Source organism: Sinobaca qinghaiensis (genome assembly GCF_003610495.1).
GTDB lineage: Bacteria > Bacillota > Bacilli > Bacillales > Marinococcaceae > Sinobaca > Sinobaca qinghaiensis.
In genome coordinates this window covers 333,827-356,830 of record NZ_RAPK01000010.1, presented here as the reverse complement: position 1 = coordinate 356,830, position 23,004 = coordinate 333,827, and the positions used below count along the sequence as shown (strand labels likewise).

Here is a 23,004-nt window from a genome sequence, read left to right as displayed (position 1 = left end):
TTTTAAAATCTTGTATCATAGATTTTAAGAACCGTTCTGCTTTTTTTAAAACTAAATTCAAAAGCCTTCCAAAAGTTTATAAACTTTTGGGAGGCTTTTTTTATTTGTAAGAGATATATGTAACAATACGTTAATTTTGAAATGTTGTTTATTAATTGAAAATCAAATTAATTTAAAAATTAGTTTTAAGCGTAAGGGGAAATTACAGAGAACTATACTTCCCAGCTATTAAAAATAGCCTGAGAACATATATACCAATAATTCAGTAAATTGTGTTATCGTTGGAATATACTAGGAGGGAGTAGGTGGGACTGTAATGAGGTTTTATCTTAAGAAATTTATAGAAGATTATTATCAAGGGAAATCAGATACTTATAAATTTATCCTTTGGGCAACGTACAAAAATTTAAAGCAAGACGGAAGGCTAAGTAGCATGATTAAGGAAGAATTGGCTGATTTCAATCTAAACAGAAATACTCTAAGTAAAAAAGTCAAAAAGGGTGATAAGATAATAAGCCATCTTACGGTTAAACAAAAAGAAGGGATAACTTATGATTATCCTACTATTGATTCGATTCAAATTAAAAATTTTAGAGGATTTGGCTCTTTGAACGAAGAAGATTATGGCATCTTTATCCCTTTAAATAAAAACAAAAATATCTTCTTTGGACCTAATGGATCTGGAAAAACTTCTTTTTGTGAAGCATTTGAATTCAAATTAACTTCAAACCTTAAAGAAGCGAAGAGAAGAAATGTAACAGTAAGCAACTATGCAAAAAGAAATTCTGAAAAACCTAAAATTGATTTAAAATTTAATCATCCCCATTTTTCCACCGAAAGCCTTTCTGAATTAGAATATGAGTATTTTCAAATCAGCTTTATTGAGAAGAATCGCCTCCAAGAATTTGCTCTATTGGGTTCAAAAGACACAGGTGTAAGAGAAAAAGATATAGTAGCTAACCTACTAGGAATGCAAGAATTGGACAATTTAGTTTCATCATTCGTAAAACCAATTAGTTTTAACATAGACGAATTACTTGAAGAAAAACAAAAAAAAGCTTTAAAAAAATTACGTGAGCACAATGAGACTAATCTAAATATTAAGAAAGAATACGAAAGTGATATTTATAAAATTGTTGAAGACGTTAAAAAGAAATATCAAATTAGTTTATCTGAAATAGAGGATCTAATAAAGGAAAAGAATTCTAATATAAAACATATTGATGAAAAAATAGAGAGCCTACATAAGCATCAAATTAAGTATCAAGATTATAAAGTGATTATAAAGAATTTATTTTTTATGATACGAAAATTAAAAGATTATAATGGTTTGAAAGATGAATTAGCAGAACAAGCTATAAATATGGATTACGAATCTTTTTATACTACCTTAAAAAATATTATTAATTCAGATTTAACTCATTGTCCATCATGTGAAACACCTTTGAGCCAAGTTACTAAACATCCAGAGAAAAAAGCGGAAAAAGAATTGGCACAGTTAAAAGAAGTTACTAATTTAAAAAAAGCAATTAAAGATTTGGAAGAAAGTTTGTCTAGGGACGATTACAATTATGTTAGAAAAATGATTAGTGACTATAAAGAAAACTCGAGTAATTTCCAATCCCTAAAAAATAAAAAAATTGACCAAATTGTAGAGAAGTTAAATGTGTTAGAAGGAAAGGATACTACTTCTACTACAATGCATTTGGAAGAGTTTATAAAAAATATATACCAAGTAAGAAAAGAAATAAAAACATATTTCATTAATTTGGAGATTATCTCAAGTGAGATTGAGGTCTCAGGAACAAAAACTGTAGAGCTCGAACGTGAACGTGAAAAAATTAATAGTGAAGTATCTGACTTGAGTACTTTGTTAAGATCCTTTAATTATATTAATAATAAACTATCAACTATAAATAGTTCATTAACAGAGTTTACTCAACAAGAAGAGACTTTGAGAGAAGCCGAAAAAAAAGAGGAAGAATATAATTTATTATTACAAGAAGTTAAAGAAGACTATGCTGAATTTTATAATGATTTAAATAGTTATAAGTTAAAGTTGGAGAGCGGTAGGTTAAGCAATGTAGAAGAAGCTTTATTGAAATATTATTCTCTAATAAACACACATGATGATAAATCAGAGCAAGTTACTAATATTAAGTTTAATTTGATAAAAGGCAATTATAGAATCTACGTAACAAAGAGTGATGGTATGGAGATAGATGCTTATACTTTTTTAAGTGAGGGGCATCTTAGAGCTTTGGGGTTGGCATTAATGCTAGCAGTAGCAGAAAGTAATAATGTTCCATTCCTAATATTTGATGATGTAGTGAATGCAATTGATAGTGACCATAGGGCAAATATTATTAGTATGTTGTACAACGAGGCTTTTCTTAAAAAAACTCAACTCATAATTACTACTCACGACAGACTTTTTTGGGAAAGGTTTTGTAACCAATATAGTACTTTGATTGATAGGAAAAATGTAGACAACATAAGTTATGTTATAAATCATACAAATATGGGGACAGTACTTACTCAATATAATATTGGTTTTGAAGACAAAATCAAAGAAGCCTTGAGGAAATACGATATTCGACAGGCTTTAATATACTGTCGAATTTGGTTCGAAACATTCTCTACGCAGTATTGTGTTGATAGTAAGGCTGAATTGACTGGTAGATTCACAAATATAGGAAAAACGAATTTATTACAACCTTCATTAGAAAGTATTTATACGAAATTGCTTGATGATTTTCCAGGAAACGTAAACCTATTATCTATTAAAAAAGATTTGATAAACTGGAGTGCTCAGAACCAAGAACATCATAGTTTTGATGAGCATAGTCTGAACTTTGTGCATTCTAAGAACAGTGATGAAGTTTCAGCTATATATCATTCTATAAAAAGGTTCAAACATGATATGAATCCAGAAAGTAGTATTATTGAACTTGAATCAGAATTGGTAAAAACTCAAATCAAGATAGACAAGTCTAATAGGATGTTGCAAGATCAAAATTTTATAGATAAAGCAGATCCATTGGTAGTGCTAAATGAAAGAAATTCTAATTCAGAGTATAAGTCTTTGAAGACAGAAATCAATGAAGAATTGGATAGACTAAGAAGTTCCATACCTGTTTCTAAATAACTCAAATTAATATGGATTCTTATGAGACAATCAGCTGTAATATGCCAACGATGTTGTTAAACGGCAACTTGATACATTTTGAAGTATTCGAACACCAAATCGGAGTTTACCAAGTACCAAGCTGTATCATGGCGTTTCAGCAAGAGCCTGTCCCCTACAAGCAAGGAAAAAGATCGGTTCAATTTCCGCTTGATCAGCCAATACCACATGATTTGCTCCTCCAGATTGTCCGCTATCGTGTGGCTAAAAATCTTGAGAAAAAGAAAATAAAAAATGGCGTCGTTTAACGACCACTATACGACAAAACAAACAGGCAGGTCAGTTGTATTACATCTGGCCGGCCTGCTTATTATTGGTGTTTTTTACGCAATCACATGTTTATTGAAAGAATCATTCATGTGACTTACAAGAGCTATTTTTTATAAGGAGTAATGGAATGGATGCTGTCAATAATCCTATCTACATCTTAGGTATAGTTATTTTAAGAATACACATGAATAATTAAAGATCGGAGTAGATAAACCATGGAATTAACAGTAAGCAGGTTTGCGCAAATCGCGGATACGACGGTACGGACGTTAAGGCACTATCGGCAGCTGGGGATCTTAGTGCCGACGGAAAAAAACGACAAGGGGCAAAACGTCTATACGACTACAGAGTTTAAAATATTCCATAACATCAGGCTGCTGCAAAGCCTGGGGCTGTCCTTAAAGGAAATTAAAGATCGGTTTGAGGAGCCGGGGTATTCTTTTGAAAAAATGGTTGATGTACAGGAGAAGGTGTTAATAAGAAAAAGGGACAATATTGAGGCATCACTGGAAATGATTGAACGGATTAAATCTGTAAAGGACAGCGAACGAAAGGAAGAGCTGGATGCGGAGATCCTGATGCTGCTTATGAATTCCATGCTTTTTGAAGACGTTCAACGAGATATATTCAAGGAGTACTACCCGAAAGAGGTTGTCGATCACATCTTCCCGACAGATAAAGCCAAACAAAAAGAGTTAGACAGGCTTTCGTTACAGTTACTGACGATTATTAATCAGGCCATCATCCACGGTTATGCCCCTGACAGTGATCACGTACAGGAGCAGCTGGATGAATTGATGCGGAACAGCTATTTAAAAGAGTGGATGACGGAGGACGAGGAAGCGAACGAAGAGTTACACGAACGAATGCAGCCGTATACGTCTTTGCTGCCGGAGCACATAGTCCGATTTCTCACCGAAGCGTTTGAGGTGTTGTTAAATAAATAGTTTTGTTAAAGTTGGATATTAAAAGATTTTAATAAACTATCTACGATTTCTGCACTGCCATCCTGGAACATAAACAAAGAGAAAGCAATCATACAAGTTCCTGCTAACAGCAGAGGCAGTTTTGTTACCTTATTCATGGAACGTTTGAGAAAAGCCAAAACAATGAAAAAGATACCTATAAATAATATAAGGAAATACCAGAATCCCATAAAGTCGACCTTCTTCCTAATAATGTATGAAACATTTAATAAAATATACCATAAATGTAAATAGAATTTTCGAAAATAAAAATTAAGAGACAGTTTAAAAGGTCATAAACGTTGTTTTAAAAGCATTTCATGCCTTTTCCTGCGGACATTCTTTATGCCGTTTTTTTACATATAGCTCGAGTACTAAATAACTTTTCCATAACCCCTTGCGGAGGACGTTACGTCACAGTCTACTATTGAATTCACTAAGAGAAATTGGGGTGAATGATAGTGGCACAGCCATCTGTATTTCAAAACAGAACATTTATTTTTATATTGATTGCCGGATTTCTGGCGGTAATGGGCTATACGATGTTTTTCATGACGACCACCTGGTATGTTATATCGGAACTGGGGTCTGTTGAGTCATTAGGCATTGTGCTTATCGCCATCACGGTACCACGATTAGTTATGATGGTTTTTGGCGGCGTCCTTGCGGATCGATTCAAGAAAACGACCATTATGTTTAGTACGAGCCTGGCGCAGGGGATCTTTTTGTTCATCATTTTCCTGCTGAACAGCACGGATACTATGTCTATGTGGTACCTGGTATTGTTTGGGATGCTTTTTGGAACATTGGACGCGTTCTCGGGACCGGCGAGTGCTTCTCTGATACCAAAGATTGTACAGCAGTCACAGATTCAGCAGGCGAACGCGTTTTACCAGGGAGCCAGCCAGATTGGGATTATCGCAGGTCCTATTTTAGCAGGGGCCGTGATGGAAGCTTCCAATGTAACAACAGGTTATTTCACTGCTGTCATCGTGGTCTTTTTATCTGCCTTCTTTATGTTTCCTCCGTTTTTAAAAGAAGGGGAAGTAGAAAATACGGTGAAACAGACCCCGTTAAAAGATCTGCAGGAAGGGTTTTCCTATATTAAATCCAGCAGCTTTTTAATAACAGGCATTCTAGTCCTGATTACGCTGAATTTCTTTGCTTTCGGGGCCATTCAGATCGGTATTCCCATCCTTGTTGAGTTACACGGAGGCTCCCCGATCAATTTAAGTTATATAGAAGTGTCACTAGGGGTGGGAATGCTGCTGAGTTCAGTCATCATTGGAGCAGTGAAAATAACCCGAAGAGGCATTGTCTCTATTATCGGACTTCTTGCCATACTTGTAGTGGCTGTTACCTTCAGCCAGGTATCAAATCTTTATGTATTAGCAGGACTTGCCTTTTTTATAGGGTTTTTCATGACTTTCGTTTACATCCCGTTCTTTTCCTCTGTTCATGAAAAAATCGATGGGAGAATTATGGGGCGTGTGATGAGCGTTATCTTTCTGGCCATGAACGGGTTTGATCCTATTGCGTACGCAGGGGTTACGCTGTTTGTTTCGAATGGGTTTGCTATTCAAAACATCATGCTGGCCTTTTCCATTACAGGCCTGGTAATTGCGTTGATTATTTTGTGGAAAGGAAAATCTTACCGCCATGATTATTCAGATGTCCAGGAAGCGGAAATGAAACCGGAATACTAGAACACCGGTAAATCTGTCGGTACTTCTATTCTTGGTGATCCATGGGAAGATAGAACAAAGCGGTCCGGGTTGAAAAAAGCTGACGTGTTTTTTTAAGAGCTTATACGGGAATAGAAAAGAAGGGTTCTTATTAAGTGGAACCAAATTAATGGTTAGTCAACATCAAGGAGGTTTACACATGGAGATTAAAGAAGGACACGATTATATACTTCCCTATGCATCCAAAGGAACAGTGGAGCTGTTTCGAGTGATCGAGACAAAGGTACGGAAAGATGATGACGGATTGTGGTACAGCAACGTAGAAGGATTCACCATGCAGGACGGTGAAGTAACAGAGAATAAGCCGTCTATGTATCAAATTAACGAAAAAGAGCTTTTGGAGAATGGCAGAGAAGCCACCGAACAGGAAAGAAGCCTGTTGATGGACAGCGCTCCTTAAACAAAGTAAATATAGAAGACAATAAAGGCTTCCCCAGGTTTCGTGAACCCAGGGGAAGCTTTTTTAATTTTATAAAATCAGTTTATATTACATTAAAAAAGTTAAAAAATTTTCAATCATAAATTAATTATAAGAAACATTTTAATTCATTATAGTGATAAACAAATATTACCATACATGTTAGTGTTAAACTTAGCTTTAAAAAGCATTTATAAGTATAATTAACTACCTCAAAACTAAAGGTAGTTAATCAATCGAAAGGAGAGAATTTATTATCCATAATTACGATCTGTTAACAAATATTAGAAAGCGTATATTAGAGGTTGAAGAAAGGAAAAGAAGAATAATCTATAGGCCAATGGTTTTGCCTTCCAAAGAAGTATTATTAAAGTTTCAGAACGAACGAATTGAATTAGCTAAAAGTATACAAAAATCGTTCCAAGAATCACTCAGATCTACAGTTAAGGAGTCTTTTCGATTAAAAGCTATTGGTATGAATGTGAATAATAATCCTGTATTTGCGGATTTAACACCTGAATTGAAAAAATCTTTAATAATAAAATTTCCTGAAATAGAAGAAGATATTGAAATAGGTGAAAAAGCGATCTTGAAATGTAACACTTTTGGCTGGGCATTTGTACGAGGCTTTCATATTGAGTCATATATTGAAGCTGCTGAAATTGTTGATGAAAGAGATTTAAATTACGAAGAAAAACAACAGAAAATAAACACTTTTTTTGTAGAATATTTTGATCAGGGTGATCTAGGGAGTTTAGGAGGAGAAGCTCTAATCGATGGACTTGGGGAAGAATGGCTATATCTTGCCGAGCACGTGATGAGTTTAGTTTCTCAAAAAGAACATCAACCCGCTATTCCCCTTATAATGATACTAATTGAACGTATGATGGTTAATCTAGATAATGCTCATTTAAAAGTGAAATTTCAAAAAGATATTATAAATTCCTTTGAAGAAAAAATTAGTAAGCAAAAAGAAGAATTTCAACTCTATACATTTACAAACTTTGATGCAATGTTTGAAGAAATTATACGCGGAAATATTTTTAAAAGTGGAACTATGCCTAATCAACCGACTCGTATCTTAAACCGACATCTTGTAGTTCACGGTAAAAGTGATCCTTCAAATTGGACTGACATAGACATGTACCAACTATTAACCGTTTTGCTAAGTTTAGCGGATGTTATTAGAGAGCATAAAAAAATTTATGTAGAGAAAAGGAGATAAAGATGTCTAATCGTCATAAAAAGGATGACCAAGAAAAAAATATGATAAAGAGAATTTTAGTTATTACATTGTTAAGCCTTACAGTAATTGCTCCGATACTTTTAACGATTATTCCTAAATCGATTTTTTACTATGGTTTTATGGCAATGACTGTACACTCATTGTTCCCACTTGCTTTTATTGGTGAGGAGATAATTTTATTTAAAGAATTTGATTCATCCGTCTTACTTGAACCCAACGAAGCAGGAGCTATTATGACTCCTATTATAGCTGCTCTAATTGCTTATATTGCATACGATCGTTTAAATGCATTACACTCTCAAAGATATATTGAGTCTATAAATCTGGAAAGAAGAGAATGGTTAAACCGATTACGTACTACTTGCAAAGAGTATTATGTTCTTGCAGAAAATTTATATAATAATCCAAATTTAATACTTCCATCAAAGAAAAAAGAAATGGAAAACCAATTAAATGAGAAAAGAATTTATTTAAAATTACTAACGAATCCTAAAGAAGAACACGTTAAGGCCTTACATAATATTATGGAGAAAATTTCTGTAAACAATATTAATAAAAGTAATAATTGTTGTTGTAATAATTGCAAAAAAAGTAGCAATGTAGAAGAATTTCTTAAGCAACTTGAATCTACTATTCAAATAATATTAAAAACAGAGTGGAGCATAATAAAAGAGGAAACAAGAAAAGGCAGAGAATTAGAAAACATTGAAAAAGAAAAGAAATTAATTAAAACTATATATAATACAAAGGAAGCTTTGAAGTGTGATAATGAGTTAAACCCTTGCATATTAAAATATATAAATAACTTGAGCTCAAATATATATGATTGTAATTAATAAATAGTGAGTAAAGTCGTTTGGAGATATTTCATTTATAGATTTTTAAGAATTAGAACCTTAAGTGATTTTAGATGAAGCTAATAATTGAAACGGATTTTAAGTATACTAGGTGCAATACTTTTTAAATGTACAGCAAGAAATTCTTAGATCCCCTATGTGTTTGTATTTCGAATAGATTTGATCAAGTTCAGAGATCTTTGAGCATTTTATTTTAGCCTATATTGTATAGGGAATAATATAGTAATTATTTCTTTATAGACTTTTATAAAAGGAGTCTTCTTTAATGGTTAAAGTTTATCCTTCTTATGTTGACTCCCGTATATTGTGACCCGAAATTAATCAAAAACACTAACTATAGAACTAGAAACGTTTTAAGTGTTACATTTAAAAATGCGTACTCTAATCACATGACATATATTTTAATGAATCCTAGTCATGCTAATGGATCTGAATCAGAACCAGAACATAGTTTACAGCTGAAGAAGATTTCGAGTTTCAATGAAGATAATAAACGTCAAAGTACACAAAATCGAATACCTGCGTATTATAAACGGTTAAAAGATCGGGTTTCATCGTCCATTTATCCCTGTACACATGCTCGATATGGAGGAAAAGGATATTTCGGATCTCAGGTCTCCCTTTATAAATTGTTTGCTCGAAACAATATTCACTTAACGAACGCGAATAAAACGATTGAAGCCATGGAGACCACTTCTTTTCTGTAAAAGTAGCTGGAAGTGGATCCCCGTCCTTGTTGTATATTGAAATCAGTTCGTTTGATAACGGTTAAGAAGAGGGGGATCGACATAAATACCATATCCAATTGGAAAGTTGATCGAATTTTGGTTCCTCAACTTTCTAGAAAGAGACATTCCATGTTTTTTCACTAATGGAGTGTCTCTTTTATATTTTCATACGGGAAAATATATTGGATATTCTATTAATATTCTTATTTATAAGACTAAATTTGAGTTTTATAACGAGTTATGATTCTAACTATTTCTTCAAAGCAAAGTATGAAGAGCTTATTTTTAAAATGAAGATATAGCTTCATCGATTATTATCAGTAAATAAGGTTTAATATACAATATTTGTGATATTTACCTTCTTCACTTCCAGTTAAAATGGTAAACTAAAGAAGGGGGTACTTAGTATGAGAAAAAGTACATAACTACTTTACTTGTAAATTTTTATTATTTGCAACTAGATATAGCAGTGTACAAGCTAGATAATAAGAGAATTAATACTGGGAAATTCAAAACATTAAAAAAATTATATTATAAAGAAAAATCAACAAGTAAAATAGTTTTAGGTAAGCGTCTTCAATTGGCACTAAAAAAGACAAAATTTTGGGAATTCCCATATAAGAAGACAGTACTTATTTTTCATTCATGTTAAAAATATCACTTAGGAGTGAATATATGGGGAAATATGAACTATGGCTGGATGAGAGCGGAGACTTTGAAAAAGATTTAATAGGCAAAGAAGTTCCCTCGCTAGTTGGAGGATTTTTGTGTTCTGCGGGGTCTATAAACAAAGAGGCTGCAAATAAAATATTGGCTCAAGCGAGAATGAAAACTCCTTCAATTCCTAAGTGGGTGCATTCGACAGATATTAAAGGTAAAAAATATGGGGTTTTTGCTATCGAAGTTTTACAACAGTTAGTAAGTCAAGATATGAAACTAGTAATTTTTGAAAATCAAGAAAAATTAAAAGTTGTAAATAGTGATGTTACTTATATACATATTTTATCTGAAGGGATCGTTCAACTTTTTCAAACTTTAGCAATGGAAGAAGAAGAAATGGATTTACATATAATAGCAGCAAATCGTATGAAAGCTACTGATAATTATAAAAGTAAGATATTAAACGATGAGTATAAACAAAGGTTACAAGAAAAATTAGAACTTTCATTTGCAAGACGAAACCTCACATCTAATAAATGGAGATGGAAATTTTCATTAGCATCGGCACGAATAGATGAAAGGTTAATGTTGACAGATGTGATTTGTCACTCTTGGTTTCGTAGAGGGGGCAATAAATTTATAGAAGAACAAAAAAATCAAATTAAAAATTTATATAAAAATAACTATCATTTTACTGCATTTGAAAAGGCAACACTAAAAGTAATACAACGTCAATTAGCAGAAGGACAAATTGGAGAAGCACTCTACGAAGTATTAATAATGGAAAATGAGAGTTTAGCAACGAATAGGGAGACTAAAAAAGTTATTACAGATGTAGAGCTAGATCAATCATTAGATTCGATTATTATACTAATCATAAAACGCTTAAAACTACTTCCTGACTTTGCACAAACTACTCATCTTTCAATCGTTACTAATAGATTAAAAACACTTATTAATTTGCACAGAGATTTTAATAAAGCGCAAAAAATTTTGAACAAAGTAAAAGTCGTAATAATCCCTAAATTACAGAAATATGATATTGAAAACAACCTATTTATCTTTAACATAAATTTGATGATTTTCACTAGTGCTACCCATCAAGGAAATATAAAATTATCTGATAAACAATTAAATGAAAATAAAAAATATCTTAATAATCTTGCGAAGAGGTGGGAAAGCCTTAACTTAGTAATGGATTTTCTCGTTAGAGAATCGGTGCATTTAATCAATGTGTATGATTTTAAAGAAGTCATTATAAAAATGGATAAGCTCCAGAAGTTTATTGATAGTACAATTGAACTTTTTCCTCTTGCTTTTAAAGATGAGCTTTCATTGTATAGTAATAAAATGAATTCAGACATACGAGGAAAAGTACTAGGTACTAGGTTACAGGCAAGGTACTTTTTAAGCAGAGAAGAACCGAATCAAATTCAATTAGCCAGATTAGATTCTGAAGAAGCAATTAAAGAATTTATAGATGAAAGTGATCTTAGTCGACAGTATCAATATAGAAGCCAAATTGAGTGTGAAGATAAGGAATATATTGCTGCTATATGGTGGTTAGGGAAATCAGTAGATATTAATGAAAGTTGTATTGAACCTTTATTTTTATTGGAAAAATTATTATTATCTTCTCAGAGGTTGTTTGGTATTATGCATTTTTCAAGAATTATGAGTGAAGCAGCTTTAAGTGGAAATATTGAGTTAGCAAATTCTCTGTATAAAAGTTGGGTAAAAGCTAATGTGTCATCTTTAATTATAAAAGACTATAAGGATAATCACCCTTATGAAATTATATTATGGAAACTTGGCTCCTATCTAATGATAAACGGTGATACTAAAGCTGCGATAGAAAAATATAAATTAGCAATTGACATATGTTTTACGCATAAAGAACATTTGACAATGAGATCGATAGGATTAGTAATATTAACTGAAATGACCTCTTTTTTATTCAAACAAGAAAAACATTATAAAAAAGCAAATATAGAATTAAAAATATTAATTGATAAATATGAAATTTTTATAAAAGAGGTAGATTCACCATCTGTAAAAAAATACTTTGACAGTTGGGACAAAGAGCTTCAGTCCATTAAGACACTTTCAAATAAAGATAAAAGTGAAAAACTATTTAAGCTATCTAGAGTTATTGGATATTAACTAATTCTTAGAAGAGGAGAACCACTATGAGTAGAACGATAGACAATTATTTAAGTTTAGAAACTATTAAAAATAAAACCGACTTTATTTGTAAGGCATTCCAACTAAAAGGTCCTTTTTTAATAGGTACAGTTATAAAAATACCTTCAGGAACATACATGATTGTAGATTTAATCAATCCTTATACTGGTGAAGCTGTTAATAATAAACTTGTAGACGGTTCATATGCAACAAATAAAGCTTATTATGGAAAAAATAATAATAAAGATAATTTAAAAAAAGTGGAGAATAAGAAAGTTTTGTTTGAATTCAAACCTGATGAAAGTGCAAAAAGAGATAGTATTTTATATCGCGGCGATGTATTGAAAGTTGTTCAAGGTTCTGTTGAAGTATTTGATGAGAACAGAGCAGATATTATTATTGAAAAACTAGGTGTAAGAATTAATAAAATTAATGTGCCATCTCTTGTAAAAATAACAAAAATTGATGATGGGGAAATTTATTATTTTAATAATATTTATCGCGATTTTTTAAAGGGATTATTTGAGGAGAAAAATAAGGAACTGAAGAGTAGAGAAGATGATTTCAAAAACACTCTTAAAGATGAAGAACATAAAATTAACAAAAGGAAAGATGATATTACGAATGCTGAAAAAAAGATTGAAAACCAAAATAGAGATTTTATTCAGAAAGAAAAAGACATAAAAAAACGAGAAGATTTTTTAATAGAGCTAGGCTTAGTCACTAAACAGCAAGATGATACAAATATAAAAAGTGAAAACAGTTCTAAGTCATCACAAATAAATTCAGCTTTAGTCAAACAAATCCAAAACTATATCTATACAAACACTTATGAGCATTTAAAATATAAAGAAGAAGTATTGGAAAACTTTACAGTATCATTACAAACTAATCAAATGACAATACTATGTGGCTCATCAGGGACTGGTAAAACAAGTTTAATTTCAGCATTTTCTGAAAGTGTTGGAGCTGAATTTAAAGTAATACCGGTACAATCTAGTTGGATAGACCGCCAAGACTTATTAGGATATTTTAATCCGATAAATAAGATGTATGTATCTACGCCCTTTTTAGATGCTCTTCTCGAGGCAAATGAAGATAAAGAGAAGCTTCATATAATTTGCTTAGACGAAATGAACTTATCTCAAGTTGAATACTATTTGGCAGATTTATTAAGTTTAAAAGAGCATAAAGAAGGGATTCCGTTGTATAGCAAGCAAGAATACGATCTTTGTACTGAAGAAATACAGTGGTATCTTAAAAACCGTTATAGTCTTAGGGAAAAAGAAGATATTGAGAAATTACTTAAAGAAAAGCTGAAAATCCAAGATAAAGATATTTTTATGTATGCACAAAGATACAAGAATCTTAAGAAGTACGGCTACAATCTTGCTATGCCTGAAAATGTTCGCATTGTAGGAACCATGAATGTGGATGGCACAACAAAGCCTTTAAGTCCAAAAGTGATTGATCGAAGCTATATTCTTGAGTTGAACAAACAAAATATTACCCTCGAAATAGATAATGAGACCGAAAAATCATTTGTTTCGGCCAGGCAATGGTCTCTAGATAATCTTGAAGTTAAAGAAACTGACCTCATTAAGAAGTTAAAAGAAATAGATACAATTCTTAAAAATTGTAATGCTGAAATTAACAGTCGAACAGAAAAGCATATTTATTATTTAGAAGTATCATATAAAAGCTTGGAAAAAACATCAAAAGAAATATATGACCAAATTATAATAAGTAAAGTTTTGCCAAAAATAAATGTTTTTATTAATGATTCTTTTACTGCACATGACGACTTGCGAAATGAAATAGAAGACTTGGTAGGAAAAAGCTCAAAATCTTATAAAAAAGTATCTGAAATGATTTCTAAATCTGAGTCAACTAATGTTTTTACATATTGGGGATGATCTAATGGAAATAAAGCCAGTTATGATAAATGTACATTATGATATGAATGCAGAATTATACGAGAGAACGTTACCTGTAAAAAATATTGAAGAGGTAAATAAAATTCATTTTGATTATATTAATAATTGTTGGTATACCTTTAACCATTATAAAAATTATTCTTCTATCAAAGGAGAAATCACTTATGGTCAAATAGGTTTTAAAGTAATTAAGCAGGATCAAGAAAAAATTTCTGGTGAGACAATTTATTTGAAAAATGACGAAGGAATAGAAAAGAAGCTTTTTTTTGATGAAGTTACGAATATATGGTTCGAATTAAGTAAATTTAAAATTAATAAGCAGAAAAAGCTCTTAGAATACTCTTCAGAAAAAAGAGATCAAATTGCGGGATTAAATCAGGCTGGAAACTTAACACCAATATTAAAAAGTTCATCTGGACAAACTATTCAAGAAGGTAAAACTGTATTATTCTTGCCTTCTTCTATATCTATAGACGATTATCAAATAATGGTAGCAGAGATATTCAAAGTTTATATCGATCTATTGAGAGATCGTCATTCTAAAGTTAAAGTGGGTAAACAGCAAACTAAAGCTCTTGATTGGATAAAAGAAATAGTTAGCAAAATAGAAAATCCTATAAATAGAATTAACAGAGAGCCGAGTGAAAATTTTAATATCGCAATTTCTAATGATAAAGTACATCATAATGAAACAAGGTATAACCCTGCAGTAGAAATTCAAAAAAGGATGTTTCTAGGAAAAGATAAAGTAAGACGCCCTATTATATATAGAGAAATAAATACATATGAAAACAGAGTTATAAAACAGTTTTTGATGTCACTTAAATTTTATGTTGACTTATATCTTAACGAGAAGTTAATTAAAACTAAAAAACTGAGTATTGAATCAGAATTAAATATTTTAAAAGAGAAAAGTAATTTTTTAAAAGACTTTAATGATAATGACTTACAGGAATTATCTGAAGAAAGCGTTCAATCCGATAAAGAGTTTAAACATCGAGAAGAAATTTTACAAAAACAAGTTAGAAATATAATATGTCAAACGAAAAGTAATAAAAATGACACGATTGATATAAAATTAGAGTTTCAAGTGAACTCAACAAGTAAATCTACGAAATATGACCTATATAATGATCAAATTAAAACTATCTATTCAACCAACTGGATCGAAAAAATTAACGATTGGAATCTCTATTTAATATCGTATTCATACTTCAATGCTAAAAATGAAGAAATTACGGTGAACGCAAATACTACAGCAAAATTCAGTAAAAAGTTCGAACTAAAGATTAATGCAAATAAAGTAAAAGATCATTTACCTTTGTTAAAATACTTCAAGAAACTCGAGAATAGCAGCAATACTAATAATTTTATAATTAGTGGGAAAGTTCAAAAAAATGCTAATTTTATTAATAATTCAGATGTTGATTTAGTTGGAATAGATAACGGTAATTCCTATAAAGAATATAACTTTGAATTTTTAGAAATGCAGAAAATATTAGTAAATCAAAATGAAATAGATTTTAGCAATAATGATTCAATAATTGAACTAGTAAGATACTTATTACCTTTTGACCTAAAATATGCTAAAGAACTTGACTATTATATGCAAAATAAATTAAAGATCATTTCATATCAGCAACAACAAGATCTTAAAGATCAAATGTTAAATATTGATTCAGAAATGAAAGAATATGAACAAATTCTAAAGAAAGTAAGTAATTTGTTGAGTTTAAAGATGTTTGAGGAAATCGAATTTACAAAATATGATTCACTCAAACCTACGCAACTATTTTTACATGACGCAAATTATAGGTCTGTTTGGGAAGTTTTAAAACTAAATGAATACCTTTATACACCTTCTATAATTACTAAAAATAAAAAAAATTTAATTAGTATTACTAATGTTAATGATATTTATGAACTTTGGTCTTTTATGAAGATGTACTTATTGCTAACGGATGAATTAGGGTGGGGCACTAAGGATAAAAAAAGCTTATCAACTCAAATTGAGTTATTTATTTCAGGCAGGACAAATAAAAAGAAAAAAAATTTAGATGAATTTAAAGTGAATCTTACAAAAACAGATTATACTCTGGAGCTATGTTATAATCCTCAACTTCCAAGGTTTAATAAAGTTACGTTAAGACCGGATTATCGATTTATTTTAAAGAAGATAAATGACCCTTTTTCTCAATTAACGGTATATTTAGATGCAAAATATAGAAACTATAATGAACAAACAGAAAAAGCTTGGATAAATGATATAAAAGAAGTTGCTATTGAAAAGTATTTAAGGAGTAATCCTTCAGAAAAAGTATTAAAAGGTGACCTTTCATTTATTCTACATTGTGACAATGAATTTGGTGCTGAAAAGGAAAGGGAAGGTACAAGTTATAGTGCAGCATATGATGGTAGATTTCTTAGTAATAATGAAAATATTTTTCTTCATGAAAAAGAGTCAAATTATAAAGATATTTTTCTCACTTCAGAAGAGTATGGCCACCGCACTGGTTCAATCTATATGACTCCCCAATCAACGTTTTCATTTGTGAATTGGTTTAGAATGATAATGGAATATCATATAGGAGATTATGAAACTTGTTGGAAGTGTGGTTCACCGCAGGAAAAGGTAATTATAACAGAATCTTCGACTGAAAAAGGTTATCCAAAATATTATCTTGAATGCAAAACATGTGGTGATTTTTGGGTGAAAGTTCATTGCCGAAATGGTCATCAGTTAATTAAGCATACAAATAATTTTCATCAACAAAAGAAAAGTTCAAACTCATGGTATGTAATATGTCCAATTTGTTTTAATGGAAGATAAAGTTTTAACTTAATACTATTTATTAGTATTCCTTTTGTATAGATAGGCTTTAAAAGTATAGCTAAAATTATCTGAAAGGACTGTCATAGTTGATTGTCAGTGAAACTTATTCTTGGTAAGCTATAACCAATAAATGTAAAAAGGGGGTAGTTTATTGAGATATAAAGAGAAGAAAAAATGGTATCAGCGGATTCCGGGGTATCGTTCTGGTACGAAGTGGAAGATGATTACTGCTTCTGTTATTTATTTTTTCATTATAATGGCTATAGTAAATCCATCTGATCCTTCCACAGAAGTAGCCAGTGAAAATACCGCAGAAGAGATGACGGAATTAGAGGCAGAAGAAGCAACAGCGGCGGAGGAAGAAGAACAAGAAACGGATGATCGAGCGAGCAGTGAGGAGGAAGAACGTAAGGCAGAAGAAGCCGAGCAGGAAGCCAAAGAAGAGGAAGAACGTAAGGCAGAAGAAGCCGAGCAGGAAGCCAAAGAAGAGGAAGAACGTAAGGCAGAAGAAGAAGCTGAACAGGAAGCCAAGGAAGAAGAAGAACGCCAGGCGGAAGAAGAGGCCGAGCAGGAAGCCAGAGAAGAGGAAGAGCGCCAGGCTGAGGAAGAAGCCGAACAGAAAGCCAAAGAAGAGGAAGAGCGCCAGGCTGAGGAAGAAGCCGAACAGGAAGCCGAAGAAGAGGAAGAATTCAGCGGCTCTGTTTCTCAGGAGCAGGCGGTGAGCAGTGCGCAAAGCTATTTGGATTACACAGCCTTCTCTAAGTCAGGATTAATTGAGCAGCTCGAGTATGAGGATTTCAGTACAGAAGACGCGACATATGCTGTAGAAAACATCAGCGTCGATTGGAAGCAACAGGCGGTTATAAGCGCTGAAGACTATCTGAATTTTTCAGCTTTCTCCAAGTCGGGATTGGTCGAACAGTTGGAGTTTGATGGTTTCAGCTCCTCGGAGGCAGCACATGCTGTAGAAAACATTACGGTTGATTGGCAGGAGCAGGCGGTTAAAAGCGCCGAGGATTACATGGACTACAGCTCTTTTTCCAGACAGGGGTTAATTGAGCAATTAACTTATGAAGGATTCAGCACAGAGCATGCAACATATGCTGTCGATCAGGTTGGTTTTTAATAGCTGCATTAGATTTATGAAGTAGCTAATTGCTACTTTATTTCTTTATTAGTAAGTATAAAATATAAGTTTTGCATATTTTTCATGCTTTTTTAATCTAAATTAAACATAACATTAAACATTATTTTTTAATGATGAATTAATAAAGACATATTCTTTTTATTAAAGCTTATAAAGTAAAATAATAAAGGAGGGCTGATAATGGAAAATCATAGAAACTTAGAAGATATTATAGAAATATTTTCTAAAGAGGGAAAGCCTAGAGATTTTACATCTTTTCTGGAAGAAATTGAAAAAGATGATTTAACGATATCATTTGAAGATCTTTATGATTTTAATAGTGAAATATCCAATGAACATCGTGTTTTTATAACTCCGAGTGTATTAAAAAAATTTATTACTAGTTATTTAAAGAATAAAGAGTTTATTCAAATACTTGATCCATGGTGTCATTTTGGAGAGATACTAGAATCTCTATCTATGAATGCAGAGCATCTTACAGGAATAAACCCAAATTCTACTGAAATAGCTATTGCTAAAAAGTTATTAGTACATGAGAAATTCCAATTATTGCATGGGGACACTATTAAAATTTTGGATGCTGAAAATAAAGTTTTTGATTTAGTAGTAAGTACACCTCCTTTTAAATATAAAAGTACATCTATTTCTTATGATGGTATAATAATTTCAGATTATGGCTCAAACATAATAATTAAATCACTACTAAAGTTAAAAGAAAATGGTATAGGTCTGTTCGTTGTTTCTTCAAATTTTTTCAACAATTCCAACAAATTAGTGAAGATTTTAGAGAAGACTTCCTTTTTTATTGATGCAGCTTTTCATATTCCTCCTGGGACACTACCAAATACTTCTATATCTTCCTATTTGATTGTTATAGGAAGAAAAAAATATGAAGAAATTTTTATTGCACAATTAAACATGGAAGCAAATTTTGAAACTATACTTACAAATTGGAAAAAGAGAGTATCGGGCAAAATATTGTCACTTGGTCATCTCACAAAATTTAACACTTTCCAAACCTATGAAAAGATTGAAATTGATTTGGAAATAGATAAGTTTGTACGTAAATCCAATCTCGAAACCATTGGTTTAAATGAATTAGCTCTTAAGATTAATCAGTTCAAGATAGACAGTGCATTTAAAGAAACTATTAATTCTATTTACATTCCTCAATACGGTTTATCTAATGTTCTAAGTGATTTAGATGATATTAAAAATAAACCATCTAATTACATTGAAGTTGTGTTAGACCCTAAAAAGGTATCAAATGTTTACATGGCCAATTGGTTTAATTCTCAATTAGGTGTATTAGTTAGAAAAAGTTTTATGAATGGTGGGACTCCCCAAAGAGTAATGACAAATTCTCTTTTGTCTACAAATTTGTACATACCGCCTAAAGAAAGGGTGCAAGAAAACGCTGTCAAAATTCAAGCTAGAATTGATAGCTTAAGAACTGAACTGAAAAGCCTTGAAGGGCGGCTTTGGGAGAACCCGAATTTACATGACAATATATCACGTAGTCTTAGATCATTGAATAGGGATGAAGGCATGGAGCAGTGGATAGAAAGATTACCTTTCCCTTTAGCTTCAATACTATGGAAATATCATGCTACAAAAAATCAAAAAGATAAAAAAGAGCTTCTATTGTATTTTTTTGAAGCATTAGCTCAATTCTCTACAGTATTACTATTGAGCGCGTACAACAATGATGATGAATTACTCAATAAAGAAAATTCAGACTTGAATATAGACAAAATTATTTATAGCACATTTGGTAGTTGGATTAATATTGGAGAACAATTAGCAAAGAAAACAAGGAGACTAATGTCCGATAAGAATGATAAAGTGCGTTGTTTAAGAATGTTTAAGCATAAGAGGAGTAATCTCATCGACGTTTTTACAGATAAGAAAATATATCATGTTTTAAATAGAACTAAACAGTATAGAAATGATTGGAAAGGACATGGCGGAATTGAAGGAATGAGAGAAACTCCTAAAAGATTAGAATTGCTACAATCAGAGTTAATTAAAATTAGAGATATTATTGGGGATGTGTTTGAAGATTATACTTTTATTAAGCCAGGTGAGGGCCACTTTGAGGATGGTTTGTATAAATGTAAGTGTTCTCAAATAATGGGTACTAGATCGACTTTTAAAGAGCGATTAGTCAAAGTAAGTATGGGGCTTGATGTAAGAGAGTTATATTTGATTGAAAATGAGAATTTTGAGGCTTTAAAATTTCTACCTTTTATTAAATTAATGTCTAGTCCCGCAACAGAAGAAAATGCTTGTTACTTTTATAATCGTATTGATGGAGATAGTGTTCGAATGGTCTCTTATTATTTTGAGAAAGAAGCAGATATTAATATACAAGAAGATAATATACAAAAATTTATACGAGATTTTGACAAAGGTTAATATAAAAATTTTTAAACTGATTTATCAAAACAAACATTATAAAAAATTAATATGTAATAGCTAAATCATTAAGGGAATAAATATGCCAGTATAAAAGATTAGTAAATCATCAGGGACCTCCTGGTGGTTTTTTACTGTCTTTATATTTAATAGTAGTAATAAAGCAAAAGAAAAATAAAGGATGAAAAGGTCAGGCTCGTTTCTTTCCTGCCAGCCGTCTGCAGGAATAATTGTAGTTGTGGCGAAGAATAGTTCCTATACATCTAAAAAGAGGAGAGGATGAACGGTGAAATTTCTTTGCCTGGCGTATGGAGATGAAGCGGGCTGGAACGAATTAAACGAGAGTGAGAAAGAAGAAGTACTGGCTCAGGATAAGGTGATACAGGAAAAGGGAAATCTAATATCCGCTGTGCAGCCTAAAGTGACGGCTGTTCGAAATTGGGATAAAAACCTCCAGGTGACAGAAGAGAGCGGCGGACATAACGGACTTCCGCTTGCTGGGTTTTCAGTTATTGAAGCAGAGAGCGTGGAGGAAGTGATTGATCTCGTGGCTGACACGCCCTGCGCCAGGGCGAACGGGGTCATTGAGATCCGGCCGTTTTGGGACACGGAGGAACAGTAATAGAGATATCAGTGTAATTAGTAAACCACCGGGCTCGTCCTGGTGGTTATGTCCAAATTCAATTATTTTAAAAGGAAAAAGAGCTTGGGAAAGAGAAGGATACTGTACTATTCGATGTTCGTCTTGTCTGGTGCATTTTAATAAACTGGGGAGGTGCGGAGTATGAAGGTGCAGAGAATGGATCATGTAGGTGTAATCGTCAATGATCTTCCTGCGGCTAAAGCTTTTTTCCTTGAGCTTGGACTGGAAGTAATAAGGGAAGTAGATGTGGAAGGTGAATGGGTGGAGCGGATAATTGGGCTGACGGATGTTCGGGAGACGGTTGTCATGCTGAAGGTGCCGGGAGGCGAGGCCAATCTGGAGCTGGTTAAATTTTATATGCCGTTAGATGAAAAAGGGATTCAGCCGTCTTTTGCTAATACGCTGGGCATCCGTCATATTGCCTTTGCTGTGGAGGATATTGAGGGCATAACGGCCAAATTGAAAAACAAAGGTGCGAAACTTTTTGGGGAGATTACAAATTATAAAGACATGTACAAATTGTGCTACGTTCGGGGACCGGAAGGGATTATTGTGGAGCTGGCGGAGAAAATAGAAGAAACGGAAGTGCAGTGAAATTTGCTGCCTTCCTTTTTTCGGCTTCAATAAACACAAAAAAACAGATATGTCATAATGAGTGTACGGTTAATGGTTATCTGGGTCTGACAAGTGAGAGAAAAGGAGGATAAAACGATGAATGAATATGGTACACTACATAAGGAAAACGGGCGTTATGTGTTACGGTTTGAACGGTTTTTGCCTTACACTCCGGAAGAGGTTTTTAGTGTGCTGACAAATCCGGATGCCTTTTCCCAGTGGTATCCGTTTGCGACAGGAGAAATAGATCTGAGAATCGGTGGCGGCATTGCCTTCGATGACGGGGAAGGAACAACATACAATGGTGTTATTACAGAGCTGGAGCAGCCCCATGTATTTGGTTTCCGTGAAGAGGATGATTTATTGAACATTGTAATACGGAAAGAAGACACAGGCTCCCGCATGATTTTTACGCATACGTTTGACGACGATGCGTGGGCAGTGGAGACCGCGGCAGGCTGGCATGTGTGCCTGGATGCCTTTCATCAGCTGGTTTATGGCCAGCCGGTGGAATGGAAAAACAATGCAGCGGAGCTGAAAGAATATTACCGGGAAACGCTGGACCGAACCCGTTAAGTAAAGGGAAAAGCAGTTGGAATAGATACAGTATGGAGGTTTACGAATGAATAACAACGACATTGTCATTAGAATACGGTACGCTCTGGATATAAGAGATCAGGACGTGATGGAAATATTCAGGCTTGGCGGGGTGGATCTCTCCAAGGAAGAAGTACGGAAAGTTCTCACGAAGGTAGAAGAAAGCGATGAAGAGGAAGATGATGAAATCTATGAAGACGACCATCACCTCAAATGTACGAACAGCATGCTGGAGTCCTTTTTAAATGGGCTGATCACGTTCAAGCGTGGGCCGCAGACTACAAAAGACGGCGAGCCGATGAAGCCGGACCGGTCGATCAAGAACTACTCCAGTGTGAATAACGTCATGCTGAAAAAAGTAAAAATAGCCCTGCAGTTAACGAGCGACGACATTGTGGATATTCTGGACAATGCTGACGTTACGATTACCAAAGGGGAAGTAAGCGGCCTGCTGCGGAAGGAAGGCCACAAGAACTACCGGCAGTTTGGCGATCAGTACGCAAGGAATTTTCTAAAAGGGTTAGCGATTAAATACAGAGGATAGCAAAAGCGCG

General features: G+C 32.9%; 17 protein-coding genes. 16 read left to right on the top strand and 1 reads right to left on the bottom strand.

Going from position 1 to position 23,004, the window contains the following annotated elements; all coding sequences use genetic code 11:
* Window positions 1-316 precede the first annotated feature (316 nt).
* The 3 genes from ATL39_RS13710 (at window position 317) to ATL39_RS13700 (ending at window position 4,404) form a co-directional block, all read left to right on the top strand.
* Window positions 317-3,148 carry an AAA family ATPase gene (locus ATL39_RS13710; protein ID WP_120193916.1) on the top strand — a complete coding sequence of 944 codons (2,832 nt, stop codon included), beginning with the start codon at window positions 317-319 and terminating at the stop codon, window positions 3,146-3,148.
* 41 nt (window positions 3,149-3,189) lie between these two features.
* Complete coding sequence (locus ATL39_RS13705; protein WP_120193915.1) at window positions 3,190-3,435, top strand: iron chaperone; 246 nt, start codon at window positions 3,190-3,192, stop codon at window positions 3,433-3,435.
* A gap of 237 nt (window positions 3,436-3,672) precedes the next feature.
* On the top strand, window positions 3,673-4,404 hold the full coding sequence (locus ATL39_RS13700; RefSeq protein WP_120193914.1) for a MerR family transcriptional regulator: 732 nt from the start codon (window positions 3,673-3,675) through the stop codon (window positions 4,402-4,404).
* 5 nt (window positions 4,405-4,409) lie between these two features.
* Here the strand turns inward: ATL39_RS13700 and ATL39_RS13695 are convergent, their stop codons facing one another.
* The gene (locus tag ATL39_RS13695; protein ID WP_120193913.1) at window positions 4,410-4,613 is read right to left on the bottom strand and encodes a hypothetical protein; all 204 of its coding nucleotides are present in this window, start codon (window positions 4,611-4,613) and stop codon (window positions 4,410-4,412) included.
* Between the two features lie 270 nt (window positions 4,614-4,883).
* Here ATL39_RS13695 and ATL39_RS13690 point away from each other — a divergent pair, with 270 nt between their 5' ends.
* From ATL39_RS13690 to ATL39_RS13630, 13 genes are all read left to right on the top strand, one after another.
* Window positions 4,884-6,128, top strand: a complete 1,245-nt coding sequence (locus ATL39_RS13690) for an MFS transporter (RefSeq protein ID WP_120193991.1) — start codon at window positions 4,884-4,886, stop codon at window positions 6,126-6,128.
* 178 nt (window positions 6,129-6,306) lie between these two features.
* Complete coding sequence (locus ATL39_RS13685) at window positions 6,307-6,567, top strand: hypothetical protein (RefSeq protein WP_120193912.1); 261 nt, start codon at window positions 6,307-6,309, stop codon at window positions 6,565-6,567.
* Window positions 6,568-6,931: 364 nt separating this feature from the next.
* A complete protein-coding gene (locus ATL39_RS13680; RefSeq protein WP_147419360.1) occupies window positions 6,932-7,810 on the top strand; it encodes a hypothetical protein in 879 nt (292 codons plus the stop codon).
* A gap of 2 nt (window positions 7,811-7,812) precedes the next feature.
* Window positions 7,813-8,667, top strand: a complete 855-nt coding sequence (locus ATL39_RS13675) for a hypothetical protein (protein ID WP_120193910.1) — start codon at window positions 7,813-7,815, stop codon at window positions 8,665-8,667.
* A 1,424-nt stretch (window positions 8,668-10,091) separates the two neighbouring features.
* Window positions 10,092-12,239, top strand: a complete 2,148-nt coding sequence (locus tag ATL39_RS13670; protein WP_120193909.1) for a hypothetical protein — start codon at window positions 10,092-10,094, stop codon at window positions 12,237-12,239.
* A 26-nt stretch (window positions 12,240-12,265) separates the two neighbouring features.
* A complete protein-coding gene (locus ATL39_RS13665; protein WP_120193908.1) occupies window positions 12,266-14,176 on the top strand; it encodes an AAA family ATPase in 1,911 nt (636 codons plus the stop codon).
* Between the two features lie 4 nt (window positions 14,177-14,180).
* Window positions 14,181-17,027 carry a nuclease domain-containing protein gene (locus ATL39_RS13660; RefSeq protein WP_170146935.1) on the top strand — a complete coding sequence of 949 codons (2,847 nt, stop codon included), beginning with the start codon at window positions 14,181-14,183 and terminating at the stop codon, window positions 17,025-17,027.
* 154 nt (window positions 17,028-17,181) lie between these two features.
* Entirely contained in the window at window positions 17,182-18,156 is a 975-nt protein-coding gene (locus tag ATL39_RS13655) for an Ltp family lipoprotein (protein WP_211326993.1), read from the top strand.
* Window positions 18,157-18,357: 201 nt separating this feature from the next.
* Window positions 18,358-20,595 carry an N-6 DNA methylase gene (locus tag ATL39_RS13650; RefSeq protein ID WP_120193906.1) on the top strand — a complete coding sequence of 746 codons (2,238 nt, stop codon included), beginning with the start codon at window positions 18,358-18,360 and terminating at the stop codon, window positions 20,593-20,595.
* Window positions 20,596-20,881: 286 nt separating this feature from the next.
* Window positions 20,882-21,217 (top strand): YciI family protein, encoded by a 336-nt coding sequence (locus ATL39_RS13645; protein WP_120193905.1) that lies wholly within the window; start codon window positions 20,882-20,884, stop codon window positions 21,215-21,217.
* A gap of 162 nt (window positions 21,218-21,379) precedes the next feature.
* Window positions 21,380-21,832, top strand: coding sequence for a VOC family protein (locus ATL39_RS13640; RefSeq protein ID WP_120193904.1), 453 nt, complete (start codon window positions 21,380-21,382; stop codon window positions 21,830-21,832).
* Window positions 21,833-21,949: 117 nt separating this feature from the next.
* Window positions 21,950-22,429, top strand: a complete 480-nt coding sequence (locus ATL39_RS13635; RefSeq protein ID WP_120193903.1) for an SRPBCC family protein — start codon at window positions 21,950-21,952, stop codon at window positions 22,427-22,429.
* Between the two features lie 46 nt (window positions 22,430-22,475).
* On the top strand, window positions 22,476-22,994 hold the full coding sequence (locus tag ATL39_RS13630; protein WP_120193902.1) for a YehS family protein: 519 nt from the start codon (window positions 22,476-22,478) through the stop codon (window positions 22,992-22,994).
* Window positions 22,995-23,004: the final 10 nt, after the last annotated feature.

Coding starts and splice junctions, on each gene's coding strand:
- ATL39_RS13710 (WP_120193916.1), top strand. CDS start 317: ATGAGGTTTTATCTTAAGAAATTTATAGAAGATTATTATCAAGGGAAA.
- ATL39_RS13705 (WP_120193915.1), top strand. CDS start 3,190: ATGCCAACGATGTTGTTAAACGGCAACTTGATACATTTTGAAGTATTC.
- ATL39_RS13700 (WP_120193914.1), top strand. CDS start 3,673: ATGGAATTAACAGTAAGCAGGTTTGCGCAAATCGCGGATACGACGGTA.
- ATL39_RS13695 (WP_120193913.1), bottom strand. CDS start 4,613: ATGGGATTCTGGTATTTCCTTATATTATTTATAGGTATCTTTTTCATT.
- ATL39_RS13685 (WP_120193912.1), top strand. CDS start 6,307: ATGGAGATTAAAGAAGGACACGATTATATACTTCCCTATGCATCCAAA.
- ATL39_RS13675 (WP_120193910.1), top strand. CDS start 7,813: ATGTCTAATCGTCATAAAAAGGATGACCAAGAAAAAAATATGATAAAG.
- ATL39_RS13670 (WP_120193909.1), top strand. CDS start 10,092: ATGGGGAAATATGAACTATGGCTGGATGAGAGCGGAGACTTTGAAAAA.
- ATL39_RS13665 (WP_120193908.1), top strand. CDS start 12,266: ATGAGTAGAACGATAGACAATTATTTAAGTTTAGAAACTATTAAAAAT.
- ATL39_RS13660 (WP_170146935.1), top strand. CDS start 14,181: ATGGAAATAAAGCCAGTTATGATAAATGTACATTATGATATGAATGCA.
- ATL39_RS13650 (WP_120193906.1), top strand. CDS start 18,358: ATGGAAAATCATAGAAACTTAGAAGATATTATAGAAATATTTTCTAAA.
- ATL39_RS13640 (WP_120193904.1), top strand. CDS start 21,380: ATGAAGGTGCAGAGAATGGATCATGTAGGTGTAATCGTCAATGATCTT.
- ATL39_RS13635 (WP_120193903.1), top strand. CDS start 21,950: ATGAATGAATATGGTACACTACATAAGGAAAACGGGCGTTATGTGTTA.
- ATL39_RS13630 (WP_120193902.1), top strand. CDS start 22,476: ATGAATAACAACGACATTGTCATTAGAATACGGTACGCTCTGGATATA.